Here is a 15,095-nt window from a genome sequence, read left to right as displayed (position 1 = left end):
CCATGATCCAATCAACGGCGGCCATCTATGATGACGGGTCGGCCACCCTGACGGTTAACGGACATCGACGTAAGATCCGCGAACAGGACGCACAAGCAGCCCGAGCGATGATCTTGACGATCCTTGTCCGCGATGCCGCCACGCTCAAAGAGGATCATGCACTCAACGTCATAGAAACGAACGGCCAACACCACTTCGTCATCCACCCTGACGGCTCCCTGACCGACACACAGCAAGCCGGCCAACCCGCCAACTCATCAACCTCAACCCCACCGGCCGATCCTGCACCGGCCGCTGAACCTGTAGCATCCTCTCACCCGCTACCAGTTGAGGTGACACAACCCATCAATGAGGCCACCACCCAACAACTCGAACCAGTGGCCGCGCACACTGACGAGCCGGCTCCGGCAAAAGTGAGACATCTACCCACGGTCAGCCGCACCATACTCGTGAAGGCGGCCGTCATTCTGGCCGGCATACTCGTGCTCACCGCCGCATCGATAGGCGGCATACAAGCCTGGCACAGCTCTCAACATCAACAGGCAATAGAATCGTGCCAATCAGCCGTTCAAAGCCAAACAAACGCCGTCAACGACCTCACCAAGAGTCATACGCAGGCAGCGAAGCTCACCACCATACAAGCCGGCCAACTCACCGACCCATCAACCCTCACCACACTCAAACAAGCCCAAGCTCGGCACACCAAACCACTCACTGCGGTATGCTCCACAACCCTCACCACTACACAACTCAACGACCTCACTCAGCAGATCACCGACGCCACCAAGACGCTACAATCCGACGCCGCAAGCATCAACACTGCTGCTCGTGCGGTGGTGGTGTCGCGTGATGCGAAGACCCTGGCGGATGCGAAGGCGTCACTGACTCATGCGGTGAAGGCTGCTCAGGGCACGCTTGATTCCTCCCATGGCAAGGTTGCTGACAACAAGACCCGTGAAGCGTTGCAGAAGGTGTTGGACACGGCCAACAAGGTGCTTGCCGATACGAGTGTGAAGGATCCGAAACGTTACCAGGATGCGAAGGCGTCTCTGGCTGCCCCGGTCAAGAGCGTGAACGATAGCGTGGCCGCGAAGGCTGCTGCTGATAAGGCCGCCGCTGACGCGGCCGCCGCACAGGCCACTCAGTCGCAGGCTCAATCCCAGTCGAAATCATCTTCGGGATCTTCGTCTTCTGGTTCGTCTTCGTCGAAGCGTTCTTCGTCTTCTGGCTCATCGGGATCCACTACGCGCCGTTCAACCGGTGGCACATCCGGATCAACCAACACCAACCAATCCAACAACAATCCCTCATGGAGTGTACCCAGCAGTGGTAGCGATGAAGGCAATATCGGCGGCAGTGATCCAGGACTCTAAACCATCAACGGCCTCGATGCTTCCCTAGCTGCTGGGCTGTAGTGTCATCGGTTCGTGTGCGCTGCTGCTCACGGCCGCGCAAGGCTCGAACCTGTCGAGCAAGATCACTGATCTGCTTCTCGCTACTGCTGATCTGTGCGTCCAGGCTTTCCACTTGTTCGCCGGTCAACCCTTCCTCGCAGCTTGCCACTATCAACGACTGCAAGTCAGCCTGCCGGTCTCGGATTGTGTTGCTGATCGCGTCCACGGCTTGCTTACTGGTCATGCCACCTTCGAGCAGGTATTCACGTACCGTACTAATCTCTCTGACCACGCTATTGACTTCCTCAACCTTGAACGCTTGCGCCATGAGCCGTCTGCGCTGCTTTGGGTTCGCTGTATACACTTGTGGGAAACTATTACGTATCAGCTTGTCGATATTCAAGTTTGGCGGGGTGAAATACTCGTACAAACCTTCTGTGGGAATCTGCTGCACGAATCGTCCCTGCCGGTCGCTCAACACCTGGTCCGAGTCCCTGGGCAGCCATGCACGGATCGTCTGCCCGTCGATCACGAGACGTTCACGCGGCACGGTGATCTGCTTCTTCCTTCTGGTACCTGGTACCCATATGCTCACGTTCTTCGAATCCTGTTTGGCGATCATGCTCTTGTTGAAGCTGATGCACTCCAGACTCTCCTGGCCGATCTTGACCATGATGTTCATTTCATCGTAGGCCTCGCCGAGTTTGCTGTCACGGAACTTCATACCGGTTTCCGCATCCTCGAAGGTCAGATACTTGCCACGAACATGCGTGAACACGCCCACCGAACGCAATACCCGTTTCAAATGGTCGAACGACTCAACCCTGCCCACGCTCTGATCGATGCGCAGGCGAATCGACTCCTTGACGCTCTCCCCCTTCAACTGCGTGTACAAATCCGGCCGACTCTTCCCGTACCGTTTTACCTTCGGCTCTTTCAGCACACGCAACCCTGCGTCGCGGCACAGCTCGTCGCTGATTGTTCTGAGCTGTTTGAGATAAGTGCGCGGCACTCTCATCCGCTTCGACGTTTCCAGGTTCACTGGGCTGAGCATGATGTGGTTGTGGATATGGTCGCGGTCGGTATGTGTGGCGATCACGTAATGCTGCATGCCTCCGGTGATTCGTTCCATTAACTCCACGCCCAGCTCGTGCGCCCGCTCCGGGGTAATGTCATCGCCAGGGTCGAACGACTGAATGATATGGTGAGCACGCACCAGCGTGGTCTTCGTCGGGGCACGGCCAGTTTCAATACGGGTCTGCTCTTCAAGAAAATATTGTGCAAATGCAGCAGGGTCTTTACCCACGTCTGGAAGATTGGTGCTCACCAGCTCCATGTCACGAGTCTTCTCGGGATTACAGATATATTGCATTGCCTTGGGAAGCGTCTGCTTCACTTGACCGATCTTGACTACGGCCATCCTATCGGCCCTGCTGTTCTCTGAATGTCTTCCACGCCTCACCAACCAGACGATGTACCTCAGCCAACTCAGCCTTCACCTGTTCAACCTCTTCCAAGGTTGCATAATCCTGAGCATTGACTCGGTGAGCGATCTGATTGACATTCACACCGATCTTGTTGACCTGAACCTCCATCTTCATATAATCCAAAGGCACAGCAATCACCGTAATAGGTTTACCCAACACCGACTGACACACAAACTCATTCAACGACATCGGCCGATACTCACGAACCTGGTCAAGGATGGCCGACGCCTGTTGCCACTCCTCAGGTGTGAAACGGATTTTCTTCTCTACCGATCTGTTTCTGTGATGATCGTTGCTCACTGCTGCTCCTATCGGGTTCGGGTGTCCCGCAGTCCGGCGAAGCCGGAATGAGCATTGGGGTCCCCCCAATGCTATGCTTGCTACCCATTTTAGCCCCGAAGGGGGCAGCATCGGTAGTTTTCCAAATGTATTTAGAAAAGTATAGTTTTGAACTATGAACTATGATATCTATGTAAGCTAAAAAAACGATACTTTTCTTTTGATTGGAGAAACAATGGCATCGAAATCAAACGGCTTTGAACTGGGTAATGAAGTTCTCAAACGTGAACGTGCTCTTGCTGCGGAGAAGTTGAAGGACATGAAAGAGATATTCGTTCAACTGTCCAAGATGATGGAAGCAGCGAACACGTTGCATGAGAACTTGGATAGGTTTACAAAAACATATGGCATGAACAGGCAGGCTATTGATGAACTTTTCGGGCTTACGTCTCCACAACTGTCATTGATCAGATCAGCGAAACCTTTACCTTCTGATAATGCGAAGCAAGATGAGAAAAACACAACTGATCATTCGGATACCGGAACCGAATCACATGGTTCACCTGAGAATGCTGAGGCATTCCCTGCACAGGGTGAATGATTCGGTAACGCTCTTATACAACGTAGTGCCCCCACGATTGTGGGGGCACTACTGGTTTCTGATGGGCGGAATTAGATTACCAGTCTTCACAGTTTTCGTCGGCCCGAGTTTCAATATCGGGAATGAGGAATTCAATATCTGTGGCTGTTGCGTTGAACGTTCCGTATCGAATGGTGTCATCTATACGCAGGTATTCCTGCTCAATGAGTGGCTTGATGGTGTTCAGATAGGTGTTGTCGATGAACGTGTGCGCGGGCATTGGATAGTACCCATATGCGGCAAGATTGATACTCAGTGGGTACGTTTCCACGTCGCCCTGCTCGTTGTCGTACACGGCCATAACAGCGAGTGTTCCATCATGGTGAAAACGGGTGACAGCGTAGGTGATGGGTTCATCGAACGAGTTGGTACCGTTCAACGGTTGGCCTTGGTTGTCTGTTAATACGTGCATGGTCTGCTTCCTTGACGATTCATTTTGGTTGGTGTTTGGAGTGGCTTTGAGTGCCCCTCATCGTGTGCGGGACGGGAAAAACGCATGAAGCGAAGGCTTGTGGGGTGCCCGGGAATCTTCCCGGGTACCCGGCTGGCTCCTACTTTTGCATGAGGGTGGCGACTCGTTGCTGCGCGTCCTCGGTGATGGGCGGGTAGCGTTTCGACGGCTGGAAGTTACCCTATTCATCGAGGGTGAGCGCTACTTTCCGCAGTCCTTTCACGAAGTAGTAGACGGGCTTCTTCTGCCATTGGGTGACGGCTCCACTGTCGATGAGCTGCTGGCTATGCTCGCTGATGGGTGTGGACTCGGCCTTCTGCTGCATTCGCTCCAGGTAGGCGATCTTCTTGTTCAGTTGCGTGATTTTCGCACCGTAGGTCTGTTTCTTCTCGTCTTTGTGGGTCTTGTTGAAGGCTTTCGCGGCCTCGTTGGCTGCCTGCAACTGGGCGACTTGGTTTCTGAAATAGTCGAGATTGTTGACGCTGGTCGCGGCTCCCACACTCGCCCAACCGGTACGACCGACCACACGCACGTCCTGCAACCGGTCGTCACTTTCCTTGAATGCCTCCACTTTGCTGAGCATGTCCACGCGCTCGGAGGCGCGGGTCTCCTCTTCCGCCAACCGCGCCGCACGCTTCCATTCCTGTTTCACATGCTTGTAGATGTCGCCGCGTCCTTCGATGTTCGGCTGCCCGAACGGTATCGCATGCGCCTCGTTGCGTGCGTTCTGTTCGCTCGCTTCACGCGCTGCCCTGATGCGCTCTAGCTTGCCTTCTGCTTGTTCCATGCTGTGCGCTGTAATGGTCGTGTTCATGATGTATTTCCCCCACATTTTTTCTTTTTGGCCGGTTGGACAAGCGCAGCGTTATCGCACCAAGCGGGTTCCGTCATAAGCGACGCTCCGAGCCTGCTCGCGTGCGTCGTGTTGACGGGTTCCGCGACTGCGATATGATCCAAGGCGACAGCCGACCGGCCAAAAAGAAAAATGAACAAGGGCAGCCGCGAGGCTGCTCCGTTTCCCGCTCGATGCCCCGCCTCCGTCAAGAGGCATCGAGAACGTGCCCATCCTTCGGCCACAAGAATATTGCCGCCGCGACAGCGGCGCCCATGCCCTCACTGATCTCTTTCGTATTCCGGCGCGGGCATCGCCCGCTCGATATCCGCGCCCGACCGGACGCCGCCGTGGGCGACCGCCGCCATGTCCCGGCGGTGCAAGCCCACGACGCCACGCCCGTCTAGTTGACCAGAACGGTGATGCTGTCCACGGGTCGGCATCCCTCCGGCATGTCGACGCTCAGGTCGGGCAGTTGGGTGTCCCCGGCCATGAGTCGGATGATGGCTTCCATATCGTCCTCGTCGTTGAACTCCCATTCGTCGCTTTCGTCGTTCTCCAAGTGCCACGCGTCAGGTGTGCGCCCCGTCAACGCTGCTCGAAGCCGGTTGGCGCACTCGTTGGTGATGGTCGCCCGCCATTGATAGATGGTGCGCTGCTCCCACACGCATGTCCTGGTCGTGGTGGTTCGGGTGGTTGGGGTGATAGTGATGGTGAGTATTCTGCTCATGCTGCTTCTTCCATAAAGGTGGGGCGCATACTGACGCGCCCCATAATGGTGTGGTTATCGCTGGTAGATGGACTCCGGCATCTCTATGGGCTGTATGGCAGGGTCATTGTCAGCAAACTCGAAGTACATGCCGCCCTGCTCATCGAGCAGGGCGCTCACATCCTCCCGGCTGATGTAATCATTCATATGATTGACCCATACCCAGTTTTCGAAGGTATCGTTGTGCCCTTCGCCTCCGTTATCGCGCCATGCGTACCGGTGCCATCCTTCGGGTAGGTTGTCCGTGTTCACACGACTTCCGGCCTCGTACACGTCGAGAGTTCTCACATCGCGATGGCGCTCATCCTGCAACACGATTCGTTCGGGGTAGAGTCTGACGGTCTTCATCGGTTGCCTGCCTTCTTTTGCTGGCTGCTGATGACTTGTTGGTTGTGACGTCGCATCCATTGGTGTATCGCCTCTCGTTTCTCCTTCGCCCATTGGTCGGCCACGCCACGCCCGTATTCGTAGCGCGGGGAATCGTATGCGCTGTCGATGATGGCGTTCTCCACATCCGCATCGTCCGGTTCCGTGGCTTCAAGACCGTAATCTTCTAATTTGACGTTCGATTCACTGCTCTCGGTTTCACTGTGGTGCGTGGCGATGATGCTGGTGATGTCGGCGGTCACCTTGTGCAATGGTGTGGCCGGAGGCCAGTTGCCTAATTCGCACTCGATGCTGATGCCGTTACTCAATACGAGCCATTCGTTGTTTATCCACAGTTCGTATCCATCGGGTACCGTGATGCCGCCCGCATACGTATCGAACTCGGTGTAATCCGCCGGCGTCCACAGCACGACGACGCTGTAATCGGGCAGACGGTACAGGTATCGTGTGCTGGAACGGTATTCAATGGCGGGCATGAACCGCTTTGTCGTTGTTCTGGTGAACTGTTCATGGTCGAACTCGATTTTCTCCACGCCATCGGTAAAGCACCACTGGTTCATGCTCTTGTCGGGGATATGTTCCTCTTGGCCGAGGCGCATGAGCCGTTGCACCGTGGGTGCGTAATCCTCCGTGCTTTGGCTCTTGGATGGTGTTGTGATGCTGGTCATTGGTGTTCCTTTCACTCCCGACTGTTTTCCTGACGCCTGGAATGGCGGCACAACGGAAAGCGGAGAGTCACACCGCGTGTGGGCGAGAACACGGGGAGCGAAGTCCAAGGGGATACGCTGTTTGATCCCCGTGGGCGAAAGCGAGGCGTGAGCGAGAACGCTTCCGGTTTGACTCGTAGCGGGTTGTGCCAGAGTGGAAGGTGGCAGGAAAACCCAATCGTTCAACCATCATTGAGATGCACGGTCAGAGGCCGTGCATCGACAGCATATGGCCTGCCCGTCAGGGCAGTCCGTCTCCCCTACCCTGATGTGAGATCCGAGATACCCCGGATCACATCATCGCCACGGCATAGAATGAGTATCCTCTTGGAAGGATGAGATTATGGGCAGCCGATTGTTTGTGCTTGCGGATGCAGACAGCTTCTACGCGAGCTGTGAGAGGGTTTTCCATCCCCAGCTCATGCACCGGCCTATCGTGGTGCTTTCCAACAATGACGGGTGCGTGGTGTCCCGTAGCAGAGAGGCCAAACAGCTCGGAATCAGCAACGGTCTACCCTGGTTCAAGATCCGCAGCCAGGCGGAGCATGACGGGGTGATCGCCCGCAGCAGCAACTACGAGCTGTACGCCTCGCTGTCCGCCAGGATGATGCGCCTGATGGCATCCATCATGCCCGACCAGGAAATCTATTCGATCGACGAATGTTTCCTGCGTGGCTTCCAGGACCCGAAACGCACCAGGATCGCGTGCCGGTTCATGAGGGACACGGTGCTCCGGGGCATCGGCATTCCCCTCACCATCGCCACGGCCCCCACCAGGACCCTGGCCAAGATCGTCAGCCACTACACCAAACACCAGGGCGGGGGCATCGGTGACTGGGATCTGCTCAAACACCAGGATCCGGATGTGCTCGACCGGATCGATGTGTCGGAGGTGTGGGGCGTCGGCCGACGCCTGACCCGCAGACTCCAGGGCATGAGCATCACCACGGCCGGTGATCTCTCCCGCGCGGATCCGGCACTGATCCGCCACCACTTCTCCGTATTGTTGCAGCGCACCGTGCTGGAACTACGGGGCGTCCCCGCCATCGAACTGGATGATTTCGACGCGATCAGCGGATTCCGGAAACAGCAGATCATGTGCAGCCGCATGTTCGGCCACCCCATCACGGGACTGCCCGACCTATCGGCGGCCGTGAGCACCTACGCGCAACAGGCCGCGACGCGGCTACGACGCCAGGGATCACTCACAGGCATGCTCACCGTGTTCATCGCCACCAGCCCCTACAGCCAGGGATACCAGGCCAGAAGCGGCAGCGTTATCCTGCCCGACCCGGCCGACGACCCCCTGACGATAGCCAGGGCGGCCGTCTCCACGCTCCCCCACATGATCGATCCGCACGCCAGATACGTGCGCGCCGGCGTCATGCTCGCCAACCTCACAAGTGCCGCCTCCTTTCAGACCTTCGACGGGATGGACGCGAAACGTGACAATGGCCTGGGCATGGTCCTTGACCAGGCCAACCGCAAATTCGGTTTGCAAAGCGTCGGCATAGGCTGGGCCGGCATAAAAGGCAAAGGCCGCTCAAAACAGGAAACCGGCGCGAAGTGGAACATGAAACGACAGCGGCTCAGCAACCGAGGCACCACCAGGTGGGACGAACTCTGTGTCGTCAAGGCGAGGTAAGAACAGGGAACATGGCACAAAAACATAAGTCGAGAAGGAACAAATGGGAAGATGCCAGTTTAGGTGAAAAGTTGACACTCCTCGGCTTCATAGCTTTGTGGGTGTTTTTGGCGGCAGTCACCTTTATTGGGATATGCTACAGGTTCCTGGGATCAATGATTTGGGACCTGCACCCCGAGACCAAGAACATCCTGGAGGTGGTCAGAATCAGTCTGACCATCGTCGGCGGTATCGGAGCTGTCGGCTACCTGGTTATCAAATACCAGGAACGTCAGGCAGGGCTACGTGAGGAACGGCGGACAGTAAATCAACTTGATCGCCGCCGCTTCGGTGAGGCCATTGCACTCTTCGGCAGCGAGAACACGATCACACGCATGGCGGGGGTTCACGCACTAATCGAAGCCGGCAACGCCGACCAGTCGTTGCAGCAGGAGATCATCAACCTCCTATGCGGTTACCTTCGTTCGAAGAGGACTCAGGACAACGTCTGCGAATCCCATATCATCAACCTGCTTCATGGCACCCTGTCAGGTCATTTAGACGTCAGGTGGCGGGATGACCTTTTTCTCGACCTTCATGGTGCCGAGTGCCTCGAAAGCTTTTACCTGTCCGACTGCACCATCCTAGGAATGAATCTGAACGACGCGACCTTTAACAGTGGATTCACCCTCGACAACATCACGATGAGCGGAACATTCCAATGTTCACACGCGCACTTCAATAAAATGATCAACTTGCGTGGTTGCACCTTCGAGGCAGGAGCCGACTTCTCAGGTATCCATGTGAATAAGAACACAGTGATAGAACACACCACGTTCAACTCACAAGACACGGAAAATGAGCAAGCACTGTTGACCACGACTGGTTCTCGCTTCAAAGCCAGCAAAGAACATCCGGTTGACCTTGCGGGCGCTGAATTTCTCGGATTGTTTTACCTGGACAATGTTGTATTCAACACCGATTGCCTACTGACGATTCCCTCAAACATTTCTTACGCTGATGCAAGACCAAGGACTCCGGCTACCTTCGGCATGTCTCAAAAAGAAGGACCCGAGGGATCACTCCCTTCGTCCGCACGCTTCAGTGTGAACGATGTGATATTCAATGAAATCCTATGTGTAGACGGAGTTAACTCAAACTTTTTAAATATTATGAGATCCCACGTTACCATCAGCCGCGAAGATGTTAAAGACTACATAAACAGCTATATCGAAAGAAAACAATCGACTTAGGTTCTATAACCCCATATACGGGAGATTCAAGGAATCGTCGAATCTACTTCGTGTTTTTGATGCTGCTGTAGATGGTTTTCCGGCTGACGTGGTACTGGTCGGCTATCTCCTGCACGGTGAGCGCACGGCTCTGGTAGAGTTCGCGGATCCTGGCGCGTTCCCTGTCATCGAGCTTCGATGGCCTGCCGCCCTTATGTCCTCTTGCCCTGGCGGCCTGCAATCCCGCGTTGGTGCGTTCCCGGATCAGGTCGCGTTCAAACTGTGCCATCGCGGCGAACACGTTGAAGATCAGCACCCCGCCAGGCGTGGTGGTGTCCATGTTCTCGGTCAGGCTCTTGAACCCCACTCCTCTGGACTGCAACAGGCTCATGAGATCCACGAGGTTCTGCACGCTACGCCCCAACCGATCCAGCTTCCACACCACCAAGGTGTCACCCTCGCGGATCACATCGAGCAGACGGTCCAGTTCGGGCCGGTGAGCCTTCACACCGGACGCGTGATCGGTGAACACCCGTTCGCAGCCGGCCTTGGTGAGCGCGTCGGTCTGCAACTGCTCGTTCTGATCCAGGGTGGAAACCCTGGCGTAACCGACGATCATGGTCACGCGGCCTGCAACCGGTGGTGCTGGTGCTTCATCTCCTGCTCGATGAGCATGCGCAGATACTCGGACTTGTTGCGCAGTCCCGAACGTTCACGCTGCTCGTCCACAAAAGCGGCCATCGACTCGGAAGCCTTGAAATGAATCTGCACGCTCTTCTCCCGGGGCCTGTCCCCCAGCCGGGGCCTGCCCATCAACACAGCCACGGCATCCGCAACATTATCGGTGCCGGCCGCCTCCATTAAATCCCGGTCGGCCTCGACCTGAGCCTGAGCACCGGTACTCTCTACCGCCTGAGAATCATCCCACTGCCACGTTTCATCCTGCAATGCCATGAGATTCACCTACCTTTCAATCCTTATCCCAAAAGTTGCCCTGTTCGGCGTTCACATGAAACACCACGATGCCCTGACCCGGGATAATCTTCATCATGACCTCGAGACTCGGCACCAGCGGGTCTCCGTGGTGCCGTCCAGTGAACTTAAGATAGCGCTCACCACCGCGCACCAGCACCTTACGTCGAATCAGATGCTGATACGCAAACAGCACGTCGGCGACCGTGTAACCATGACGCTCGGCCGAGCGGGCAAACACCATTCTTGAAGACATAATATATGTGTAGCACACTTTCGTGCTACTTGCATGTTCATATGTGAAAATACTCAACATACACAAGCCATTACTACACTCTGATTCCTACACGGGTTTTTACACACGTTCCGACGTGGAAAACGGCCCGAAACATCGAGCCGTGGGATTGTATAGAAAACGTTCGTTTAATGCACCAAGAGTTAACCTACACAGCTATCACCATAGGCAATCGAATCAACCGTGGTTGTTGATTCGTGCGCCAGTGCCAGTAGCATGATCGAGCTGACCCAGCTCGGCAGGTGTGGGCAGCCGCCCACAATTCATCTCCCCCGCTTACGCTTCTGCTGCGTGACGTCGGAAGGGGATTGCTCTGTTTTGAGTTGCTTGGTTCCTGCTCTGAGTGCCTGGCGTATATCACTGGCAGTCTTCTTCGCCTGTACACTGCCTTTGGTCTGGTAGCTGTAGCGTTGCCGCTGCCGCTCGTACTCACTGTCGGAAAGCACCTGGTACACGTTCGGCTGCCCTGGCGCCTCATCTGCACCGGGCTTGAAGCCGATGGCCGGCAGGAGTCGAAGATCCTGTTCAGGTGGCAATGGCTGGGTGATCTTGTCGAACATGGCTTCCAGCAAGCTATAGTCCACGTTCTCGTGGGCGATGAACGAGGCAATGTCATTCTCGCGCTTGGATACCTGCGACCAGTCCAACCCCCAGCCGGCATCACGGGCTATCAGCGTCCAGAAGACGCGCTGGGTGCGTCCGTTGCCCTCACGGAAGGGATGCAGGGTGTTGAAGTTGTCGAAGTTGACGGCCAGACGCTCAATGAACCGGCCGCGATCCAAACCTTGCAGCATATGATCGTTGCGCAGCGTTTCCTCGGCGTACTGCACGCCTGTGGGGAAGAGTTGCAAGGGTTGGAAGACACTGCCTCCACCCTTGCTCATATCGATGGTGCGGATCCGTCCCGCCCACTCGTACACGTCCTGGAACAGGTAATGGTGAATCCACTGCAACTGCCCGACCGTGCCCTCGGCTCTGAGAGGCATACTGGCGAGTTTGCTGTAACGGGCATTGACCAGATCATTCTCGGCATCGGCCAACGCCTGCTCACCATGGGCGTTGACTTTGTTATGCAGTACATTCGTTCCGGGAATCAGATACGGATCCGCATCCGCATCACCATTCATATTGTTTCCAGACCATACCGGGCACGTGTGCGTCGAATCAGCCCATCCTCGTCGATGTGGCCATCAATGTAATCCTGCGCATCACGACGATACGCGTCAGTGACGCGCCCGCCTTCAAGCTCGGAGGAATGCATGGCATCGCGGATCACCAGACTTCGCCGTGTTCGCTCATCCATCGCATCCTCCTTGAATCACACATTCCATTATCCCATAAACGGCAGCATTTCAACGGGTCACACACTGGGTGAGCAGGTTCACGGTCTGCGTCTTCTCCGCACTGCTCATCGTGAGCTGATACTTGTGCTTGATGTAGGCTCTCTTGGCCATGTAGTCGCAATGCCAGGCCATGTTGTCTGGCAGCCATACTGGGTTGCTTGTCGCGTCCCAGTCCACGCCGGCGCCCTTCGCCTCGTTGCTTGTAGAGTCAGCGGCTTGCAGTACATCGGGATCGTTGTAATAGGCGACCCGCTCCCCCGCCCTGGACGCCTGCCACAGGCCGGAAGCCCAGGCGTCCTGCACGGCCACGACATGATCGATCTGCACCAGACTGCTGGTCTTCTCTCCCTTGACGAAATGCATGCTCTCGCCCGTGTAGGGATCTTGGAAGTTGCCGGACTGCACCTTGCAATACTGGTTCATGACCACATGCGTCATATCCCTTTTCAGCACGTAATCCCTGGTCGTGCCATACCCACATAGGGAACTGCTGTGCTGCCAGTCACCGAACTGGCTGTCACGGCTATACCCGGCGAGATGAGGCGTAGCCACGCTCTCCTGCCGCGCATACTGCAACGCGGTCGCATAGGATATGGGAGCCTTGAACGCCGATGCGAAGGATCCCGACGCAGACGGCGACGAGGCAGAGGATGACGTGGCGTTGGCCTGAGCGGAACTGGAGTCGGCGGTGATATTCCTGCCATACCCCTGCCAGGCCGCGAATACGGCCAGGACGATCAGCGTCGCCAGCAAGGGCAATGATCTTCGCGTCCGCCGGCGCGGATAGTAGCGTCTACTCATCGGCCTGCCCATTCCCGCGCAGTCGATCCCAGTTAAGCACGTCATAGCCCAGGCTCGTCTCACTGCTGAACACCACAAGCTTCAGCTTGCGCTTGTTCCCCTTGGCCTTCGCAGGGCTGCCGCCGGCCATGATGAATGTACCCTTGCTCAACGGTTTTACAGGCGATGCGATCAGGTTCTTGATGTATTCCTTGGTCTTGCCCCGAGCTTCCAACTCCACATACTCCGTCGCCTTATCCTTATGGTTCACAGCCACGGTCATCCACACCACCTCGTCATACATCCCATCTTTAGCGGGAAACTGCCCCATGCGGGGATCCGTCGCCAGATTGCCTGCCACATACACAAAGTCACCAGACATGAAAGACATGCCATTCTCCTTCTGACCGTAACTAGCTAACTATATAACTATATAACTATATAACTAGTTAGTTATATAGTCAATTTAATAGGCGGTGTCACCCGCCTATCCTTTGTTAAACTATCTAGTTAGCTAACTAACTAGTTATGATTTTCCATGTATTCGAGGATTGCATCTTCAACGATCTCCTTCTGCTTGCGGTCGTGGGACGCCGCATAGAGTTTCAGATCCTGTTTGGTGCTGCGCTTCACGTTGACGGCCATGAGCACTTGGGCGTCGCCGCCCTGTTCGGTATCGGGATCAGGTCTGAATATTCCCTTGACGCTTTCCGCCTTCTTGGTGGGTGGCTTCATCATGCTGTTCGGTTGGCCCTTCATAGTCCGAGTTCCTTTCTCAGTTCGCTGTACACGTCTGCGTATTCAAATAGTTTCTTCGGCCTGTGGCCGTTGCTCTTGACGATTTCCTGCCGCTTCTTCACGATGCTCTCGAAGCGGGGGGTCTTGGCCTTATCCAAGGCTTCCAGCGTGTCACGGTGCATGGTGGTGTTCATCTCCGACTTGACGATGAGTACTGCGGCCGGCACGGAGTCCTTGATGGCGTAATAGGTCTGCCATGCCTGGGTGAGATCCAGCGACGACTCAGAGGTCGGGATTATGGTAAAGTCGGCGGCCTCGATGGCCTTGTCGAGCATGATGCCGCTCGGCGGGCAGTCAATGAACCGCCACACGTCTCTTTCCCGCGCATCCCTCTTCACCGCCTTCGCTATGGTGGAGAGCTTCGTGGCCACCACCTCGAAGGGCAACGGCTGACCTTCATCCTCTGCCGCATCCGCCCATGTACTGGCACTGTCCTGGCTATCGGCATCAAGCACCAGGGCCTTCTCGCCATGAACGGTCGCGGCCAGGGCAAGATAGACGGATGACGTGGTCTTGGCCGTCCCGCCCTTTGCATTTGCAATGGCAATTAACATAGGACTCCTTCCACAACTAACTATATAACTAACTATATAACTAGTTAGCTTCCAACGATTCGCTCCGCTCTCTTCTGCTAACTAGTTAGCCAATGAGGTTATACAGGGCATTCCTGCCGGAAACTCCTTATACATAACTAACTATATAACTAGTTAGCTAACTAGTTATATTTTGGCATTTTTCTTCACACTTCCAGCACGCAGACATATTCGAAGCCAAGCGAATCAACGACAGAGTTGATTCGTGCGGCAGTGCCAGGGGCATGGTCGAGCTGATCCAGCTCGGCGGGGTGGAGGGGCGGCAGTCCCTCATTCAAACATCAGAAAACCCTTTGCGGATGTCATCTCGTGTGCTCTATATGTGTTATCTATATGTAAAAGACTATATGAAAAACTATATGGGACACCATCTCAGCCTTACTGCCGTAATGGAATAGGTACTAGGTTAGGGGACAACAAGTACGAAGTTAGGGGACAACAAGTACGAAGATTTCTAGGTGTTAGGGGACAACAAGTACGAAAGAGAGGGGGACAACAAGTACGAAGTATCA

Annotated in this window: 20 protein-coding genes; 4 read left to right on the top strand and 16 right to left on the bottom strand. The window is 55.5% G+C overall.

Annotated features, from left to right (window positions below; genetic code table 11):
- Positions 1–2: 2 nt before the first annotated feature.
- Positions 3–1,373 (top strand): hypothetical protein, encoded by a 1,371-nt coding sequence (locus BAQU_RS10105; RefSeq protein ID WP_094695303.1) that lies wholly within the window; start codon positions 3–5, stop codon positions 1,371–1,373.
- A gap of 4 nt (positions 1,374–1,377) precedes the next feature.
- Here the strand turns inward: BAQU_RS10105 and BAQU_RS10100 are convergent, their stop codons facing one another.
- Positions 1,378–2,814, bottom strand: coding sequence for a relaxase/mobilization nuclease domain-containing protein (locus BAQU_RS10100; protein ID WP_094695301.1), 1,437 nt, complete (start codon positions 2,812–2,814; stop codon positions 1,378–1,380).
- Between the two features lies 1 nt (position 2,815).
- Entirely contained in the window at positions 2,816–3,181 is a 366-nt protein-coding gene (gene mobC / locus BAQU_RS10095) for a plasmid mobilization relaxosome protein MobC (protein ID WP_158215702.1), read from the bottom strand.
- Between the two features lie 214 nt (positions 3,182–3,395).
- Between mobC and BAQU_RS10090 the strand changes: the two genes are divergently transcribed.
- A complete protein-coding gene (locus tag BAQU_RS10090) occupies positions 3,396–3,761 on the top strand; it encodes a hypothetical protein (protein ID WP_094695297.1) in 366 nt (121 codons plus the stop codon).
- Between the two features lie 76 nt (positions 3,762–3,837).
- Here BAQU_RS10090 and BAQU_RS10085 read toward each other — a convergent pair whose 3' ends face one another.
- The 5 genes from BAQU_RS10085 to BAQU_RS10065 all read right to left on the bottom strand — a co-directional run bounded on the left by BAQU_RS10085 (position 3,838) and on the right by BAQU_RS10065 (position 6,907).
- Positions 3,838–4,212: a hypothetical protein gene (locus BAQU_RS10085; RefSeq protein WP_094695295.1), complete on the bottom strand. Its 375-nt coding sequence runs from the start codon at positions 4,210–4,212 to the stop codon at positions 3,838–3,840.
- 220 nt (positions 4,213–4,432) lie between these two features.
- Entirely contained in the window at positions 4,433–5,065 is a 633-nt protein-coding gene (locus BAQU_RS10080) for a hypothetical protein (protein ID WP_244568527.1), read from the bottom strand.
- A 421-nt stretch (positions 5,066–5,486) separates the two neighbouring features.
- Positions 5,487–5,813, bottom strand: a complete 327-nt coding sequence (locus BAQU_RS10075; protein WP_094695293.1) for a hypothetical protein — start codon at positions 5,811–5,813, stop codon at positions 5,487–5,489.
- Positions 5,814–5,867: 54 nt separating this feature from the next.
- Positions 5,868–6,200 carry an LPD28 domain-containing protein gene (locus BAQU_RS10070; protein ID WP_094695291.1) on the bottom strand — a complete coding sequence of 111 codons (333 nt, stop codon included), beginning with the start codon at positions 6,198–6,200 and terminating at the stop codon, positions 5,868–5,870.
- Positions 6,197–6,907 (bottom strand): hypothetical protein, encoded by a 711-nt coding sequence (locus BAQU_RS10065; protein WP_094695289.1) that lies wholly within the window; start codon positions 6,905–6,907, stop codon positions 6,197–6,199. The genes BAQU_RS10070 and BAQU_RS10065 overlap by 4 nt, the downstream gene beginning before the upstream one ends.
- A 382-nt stretch (positions 6,908–7,289) precedes the next feature.
- On the opposite strand from BAQU_RS10065, the gene BAQU_RS10060 reads away from it, so the two are divergent.
- Both BAQU_RS10060 and BAQU_RS10055 read left to right on the top strand, forming a co-directional pair.
- The gene (locus BAQU_RS10060; RefSeq protein WP_094695287.1) at positions 7,290–8,591 is read left to right on the top strand and encodes a Y-family DNA polymerase; all 1,302 of its coding nucleotides are present in this window, start codon (positions 7,290–7,292) and stop codon (positions 8,589–8,591) included.
- 11 nt (positions 8,592–8,602) lie between these two features.
- Positions 8,603–9,823: a hypothetical protein gene (locus BAQU_RS10055; RefSeq protein WP_094695285.1), complete on the top strand. Its 1,221-nt coding sequence runs from the start codon at positions 8,603–8,605 to the stop codon at positions 9,821–9,823.
- A 43-nt stretch (positions 9,824–9,866) separates the two neighbouring features.
- Here BAQU_RS10055 and BAQU_RS10050 read toward each other — a convergent pair whose 3' ends face one another.
- The 9 genes from BAQU_RS10050 to BAQU_RS10010 all read right to left on the bottom strand — a co-directional run bounded on the left by BAQU_RS10050 (position 9,867) and on the right by BAQU_RS10010 (position 14,544).
- Positions 9,867–10,421 carry a recombinase family protein gene (locus BAQU_RS10050; protein WP_094695283.1) on the bottom strand — a complete coding sequence of 185 codons (555 nt, stop codon included), beginning with the start codon at positions 10,419–10,421 and terminating at the stop codon, positions 9,867–9,869.
- A 2-nt stretch (positions 10,422–10,423) separates the two neighbouring features.
- On the bottom strand, positions 10,424–10,765 hold the full coding sequence (locus BAQU_RS10045; protein WP_158215701.1) for a hypothetical protein: 342 nt from the start codon (positions 10,763–10,765) through the stop codon (positions 10,424–10,426).
- Between the two features lie 7 nt (positions 10,766–10,772).
- Complete coding sequence (locus BAQU_RS10040) at positions 10,773–11,030, bottom strand: hypothetical protein (RefSeq protein WP_123645017.1); 258 nt, start codon at positions 11,028–11,030, stop codon at positions 10,773–10,775.
- A 302-nt stretch (positions 11,031–11,332) separates the two neighbouring features.
- Positions 11,333–12,196 (bottom strand): Fic/DOC family protein, encoded by an 864-nt coding sequence (locus BAQU_RS10035; protein WP_094695277.1) that lies wholly within the window; start codon positions 12,194–12,196, stop codon positions 11,333–11,335.
- A complete protein-coding gene (locus tag BAQU_RS10030; protein ID WP_094695275.1) occupies positions 12,193–12,372 on the bottom strand; it encodes an antitoxin VbhA family protein in 180 nt (59 codons plus the stop codon). The genes BAQU_RS10035 and BAQU_RS10030 overlap by 4 nt, the downstream gene beginning before the upstream one ends.
- A gap of 49 nt (positions 12,373–12,421) precedes the next feature.
- Complete coding sequence (locus BAQU_RS10025) at positions 12,422–13,213, bottom strand: hypothetical protein (protein ID WP_094695273.1); 792 nt, start codon at positions 13,211–13,213, stop codon at positions 12,422–12,424.
- The gene (locus BAQU_RS10020) at positions 13,206–13,583 is read right to left on the bottom strand and encodes a hypothetical protein (RefSeq protein WP_094695271.1); all 378 of its coding nucleotides are present in this window, start codon (positions 13,581–13,583) and stop codon (positions 13,206–13,208) included. Before BAQU_RS10020 ends, BAQU_RS10025 begins: the two co-directional genes overlap by 8 nt.
- A 131-nt stretch (positions 13,584–13,714) precedes the next feature.
- Positions 13,715–13,951 carry a hypothetical protein gene (locus tag BAQU_RS10015; RefSeq protein ID WP_094695269.1) on the bottom strand — a complete coding sequence of 79 codons (237 nt, stop codon included), beginning with the start codon at positions 13,949–13,951 and terminating at the stop codon, positions 13,715–13,717.
- Positions 13,948–14,544 carry a ParA family protein gene (locus tag BAQU_RS10010; protein ID WP_094695267.1) on the bottom strand — a complete coding sequence of 199 codons (597 nt, stop codon included), beginning with the start codon at positions 14,542–14,544 and terminating at the stop codon, positions 13,948–13,950. The genes BAQU_RS10015 and BAQU_RS10010 overlap by 4 nt, the downstream gene beginning before the upstream one ends.
- Between the last annotated feature and the right edge of the window lie 551 nt (positions 14,545–15,095).

This window comes from Bifidobacterium aquikefiri, assembly GCF_002259795.1.
In the GTDB taxonomy this organism is placed as follows: Bacteria; Actinomycetota; Actinomycetes; order Actinomycetales; family Bifidobacteriaceae; genus Bombiscardovia; species Bombiscardovia aquikefiri.
This window is presented reverse-complemented; position numbering and strand designations above follow the sequence as displayed.

Coding starts and splice junctions, on each gene's coding strand:
- BAQU_RS10075 (WP_094695293.1), bottom strand. CDS start 5,813: ATGAGCAGAATACTCACCATCACTATCACCCCAACCACCCGAACCACC.
- BAQU_RS10055 (WP_094695285.1), top strand. CDS start 8,603: ATGGCACAAAAACATAAGTCGAGAAGGAACAAATGGGAAGATGCCAGT.
- BAQU_RS10070 (WP_094695291.1), bottom strand. CDS start 6,200: ATGAAGACCGTCAGACTCTACCCCGAACGAATCGTGTTGCAGGATGAG.
- BAQU_RS10015 (WP_094695269.1), bottom strand. CDS start 13,951: ATGAAGGGCCAACCGAACAGCATGATGAAGCCACCCACCAAGAAGGCG.
- BAQU_RS10025 (WP_094695273.1), bottom strand. CDS start 13,213: ATGAGTAGACGCTACTATCCGCGCCGGCGGACGCGAAGATCATTGCCC.
- BAQU_RS10085 (WP_094695295.1), bottom strand. CDS start 4,212: ATGCACGTATTAACAGACAACCAAGGCCAACCGTTGAACGGTACCAAC.
- BAQU_RS10080 (WP_244568527.1), bottom strand. CDS start 5,065: ATGAACACGACCATTACAGCGCACAGCATGGAACAAGCAGAAGGCAAG.
- BAQU_RS10040 (WP_123645017.1), bottom strand. CDS start 11,030: ATGTCTTCAAGAATGGTGTTTGCCCGCTCGGCCGAGCGTCATGGTTAC.
- BAQU_RS10065 (WP_094695289.1), bottom strand. CDS start 6,907: ATGACCAGCATCACAACACCATCCAAGAGCCAAAGCACGGAGGATTAC.
- BAQU_RS10105 (WP_094695303.1), top strand. CDS start 3: ATGATCCAATCAACGGCGGCCATCTATGATGACGGGTCGGCCACCCTG.
- BAQU_RS10100 (WP_094695301.1), bottom strand. CDS start 2,814: ATGGCCGTAGTCAAGATCGGTCAAGTGAAGCAGACGCTTCCCAAGGCA.
- BAQU_RS10050 (WP_094695283.1), bottom strand. CDS start 10,421: ATGATCGTCGGTTACGCCAGGGTTTCCACCCTGGATCAGAACGAGCAG.
- BAQU_RS10030 (WP_094695275.1), bottom strand. CDS start 12,372: ATGGATGAGCGAACACGGCGAAGTCTGGTGATCCGCGATGCCATGCAT.
- BAQU_RS10035 (WP_094695277.1), bottom strand. CDS start 12,196: ATGAATGGTGATGCGGATGCGGATCCGTATCTGATTCCCGGAACGAAT.
- BAQU_RS10020 (WP_094695271.1), bottom strand. CDS start 13,583: ATGTCTTTCATGTCTGGTGACTTTGTGTATGTGGCAGGCAATCTGGCG.
- BAQU_RS10060 (WP_094695287.1), top strand. CDS start 7,290: ATGGGCAGCCGATTGTTTGTGCTTGCGGATGCAGACAGCTTCTACGCG.
- BAQU_RS10090 (WP_094695297.1), top strand. CDS start 3,396: ATGGCATCGAAATCAAACGGCTTTGAACTGGGTAATGAAGTTCTCAAA.
- BAQU_RS10010 (WP_094695267.1), bottom strand. CDS start 14,544: ATGTTAATTGCCATTGCAAATGCAAAGGGCGGGACGGCCAAGACCACG.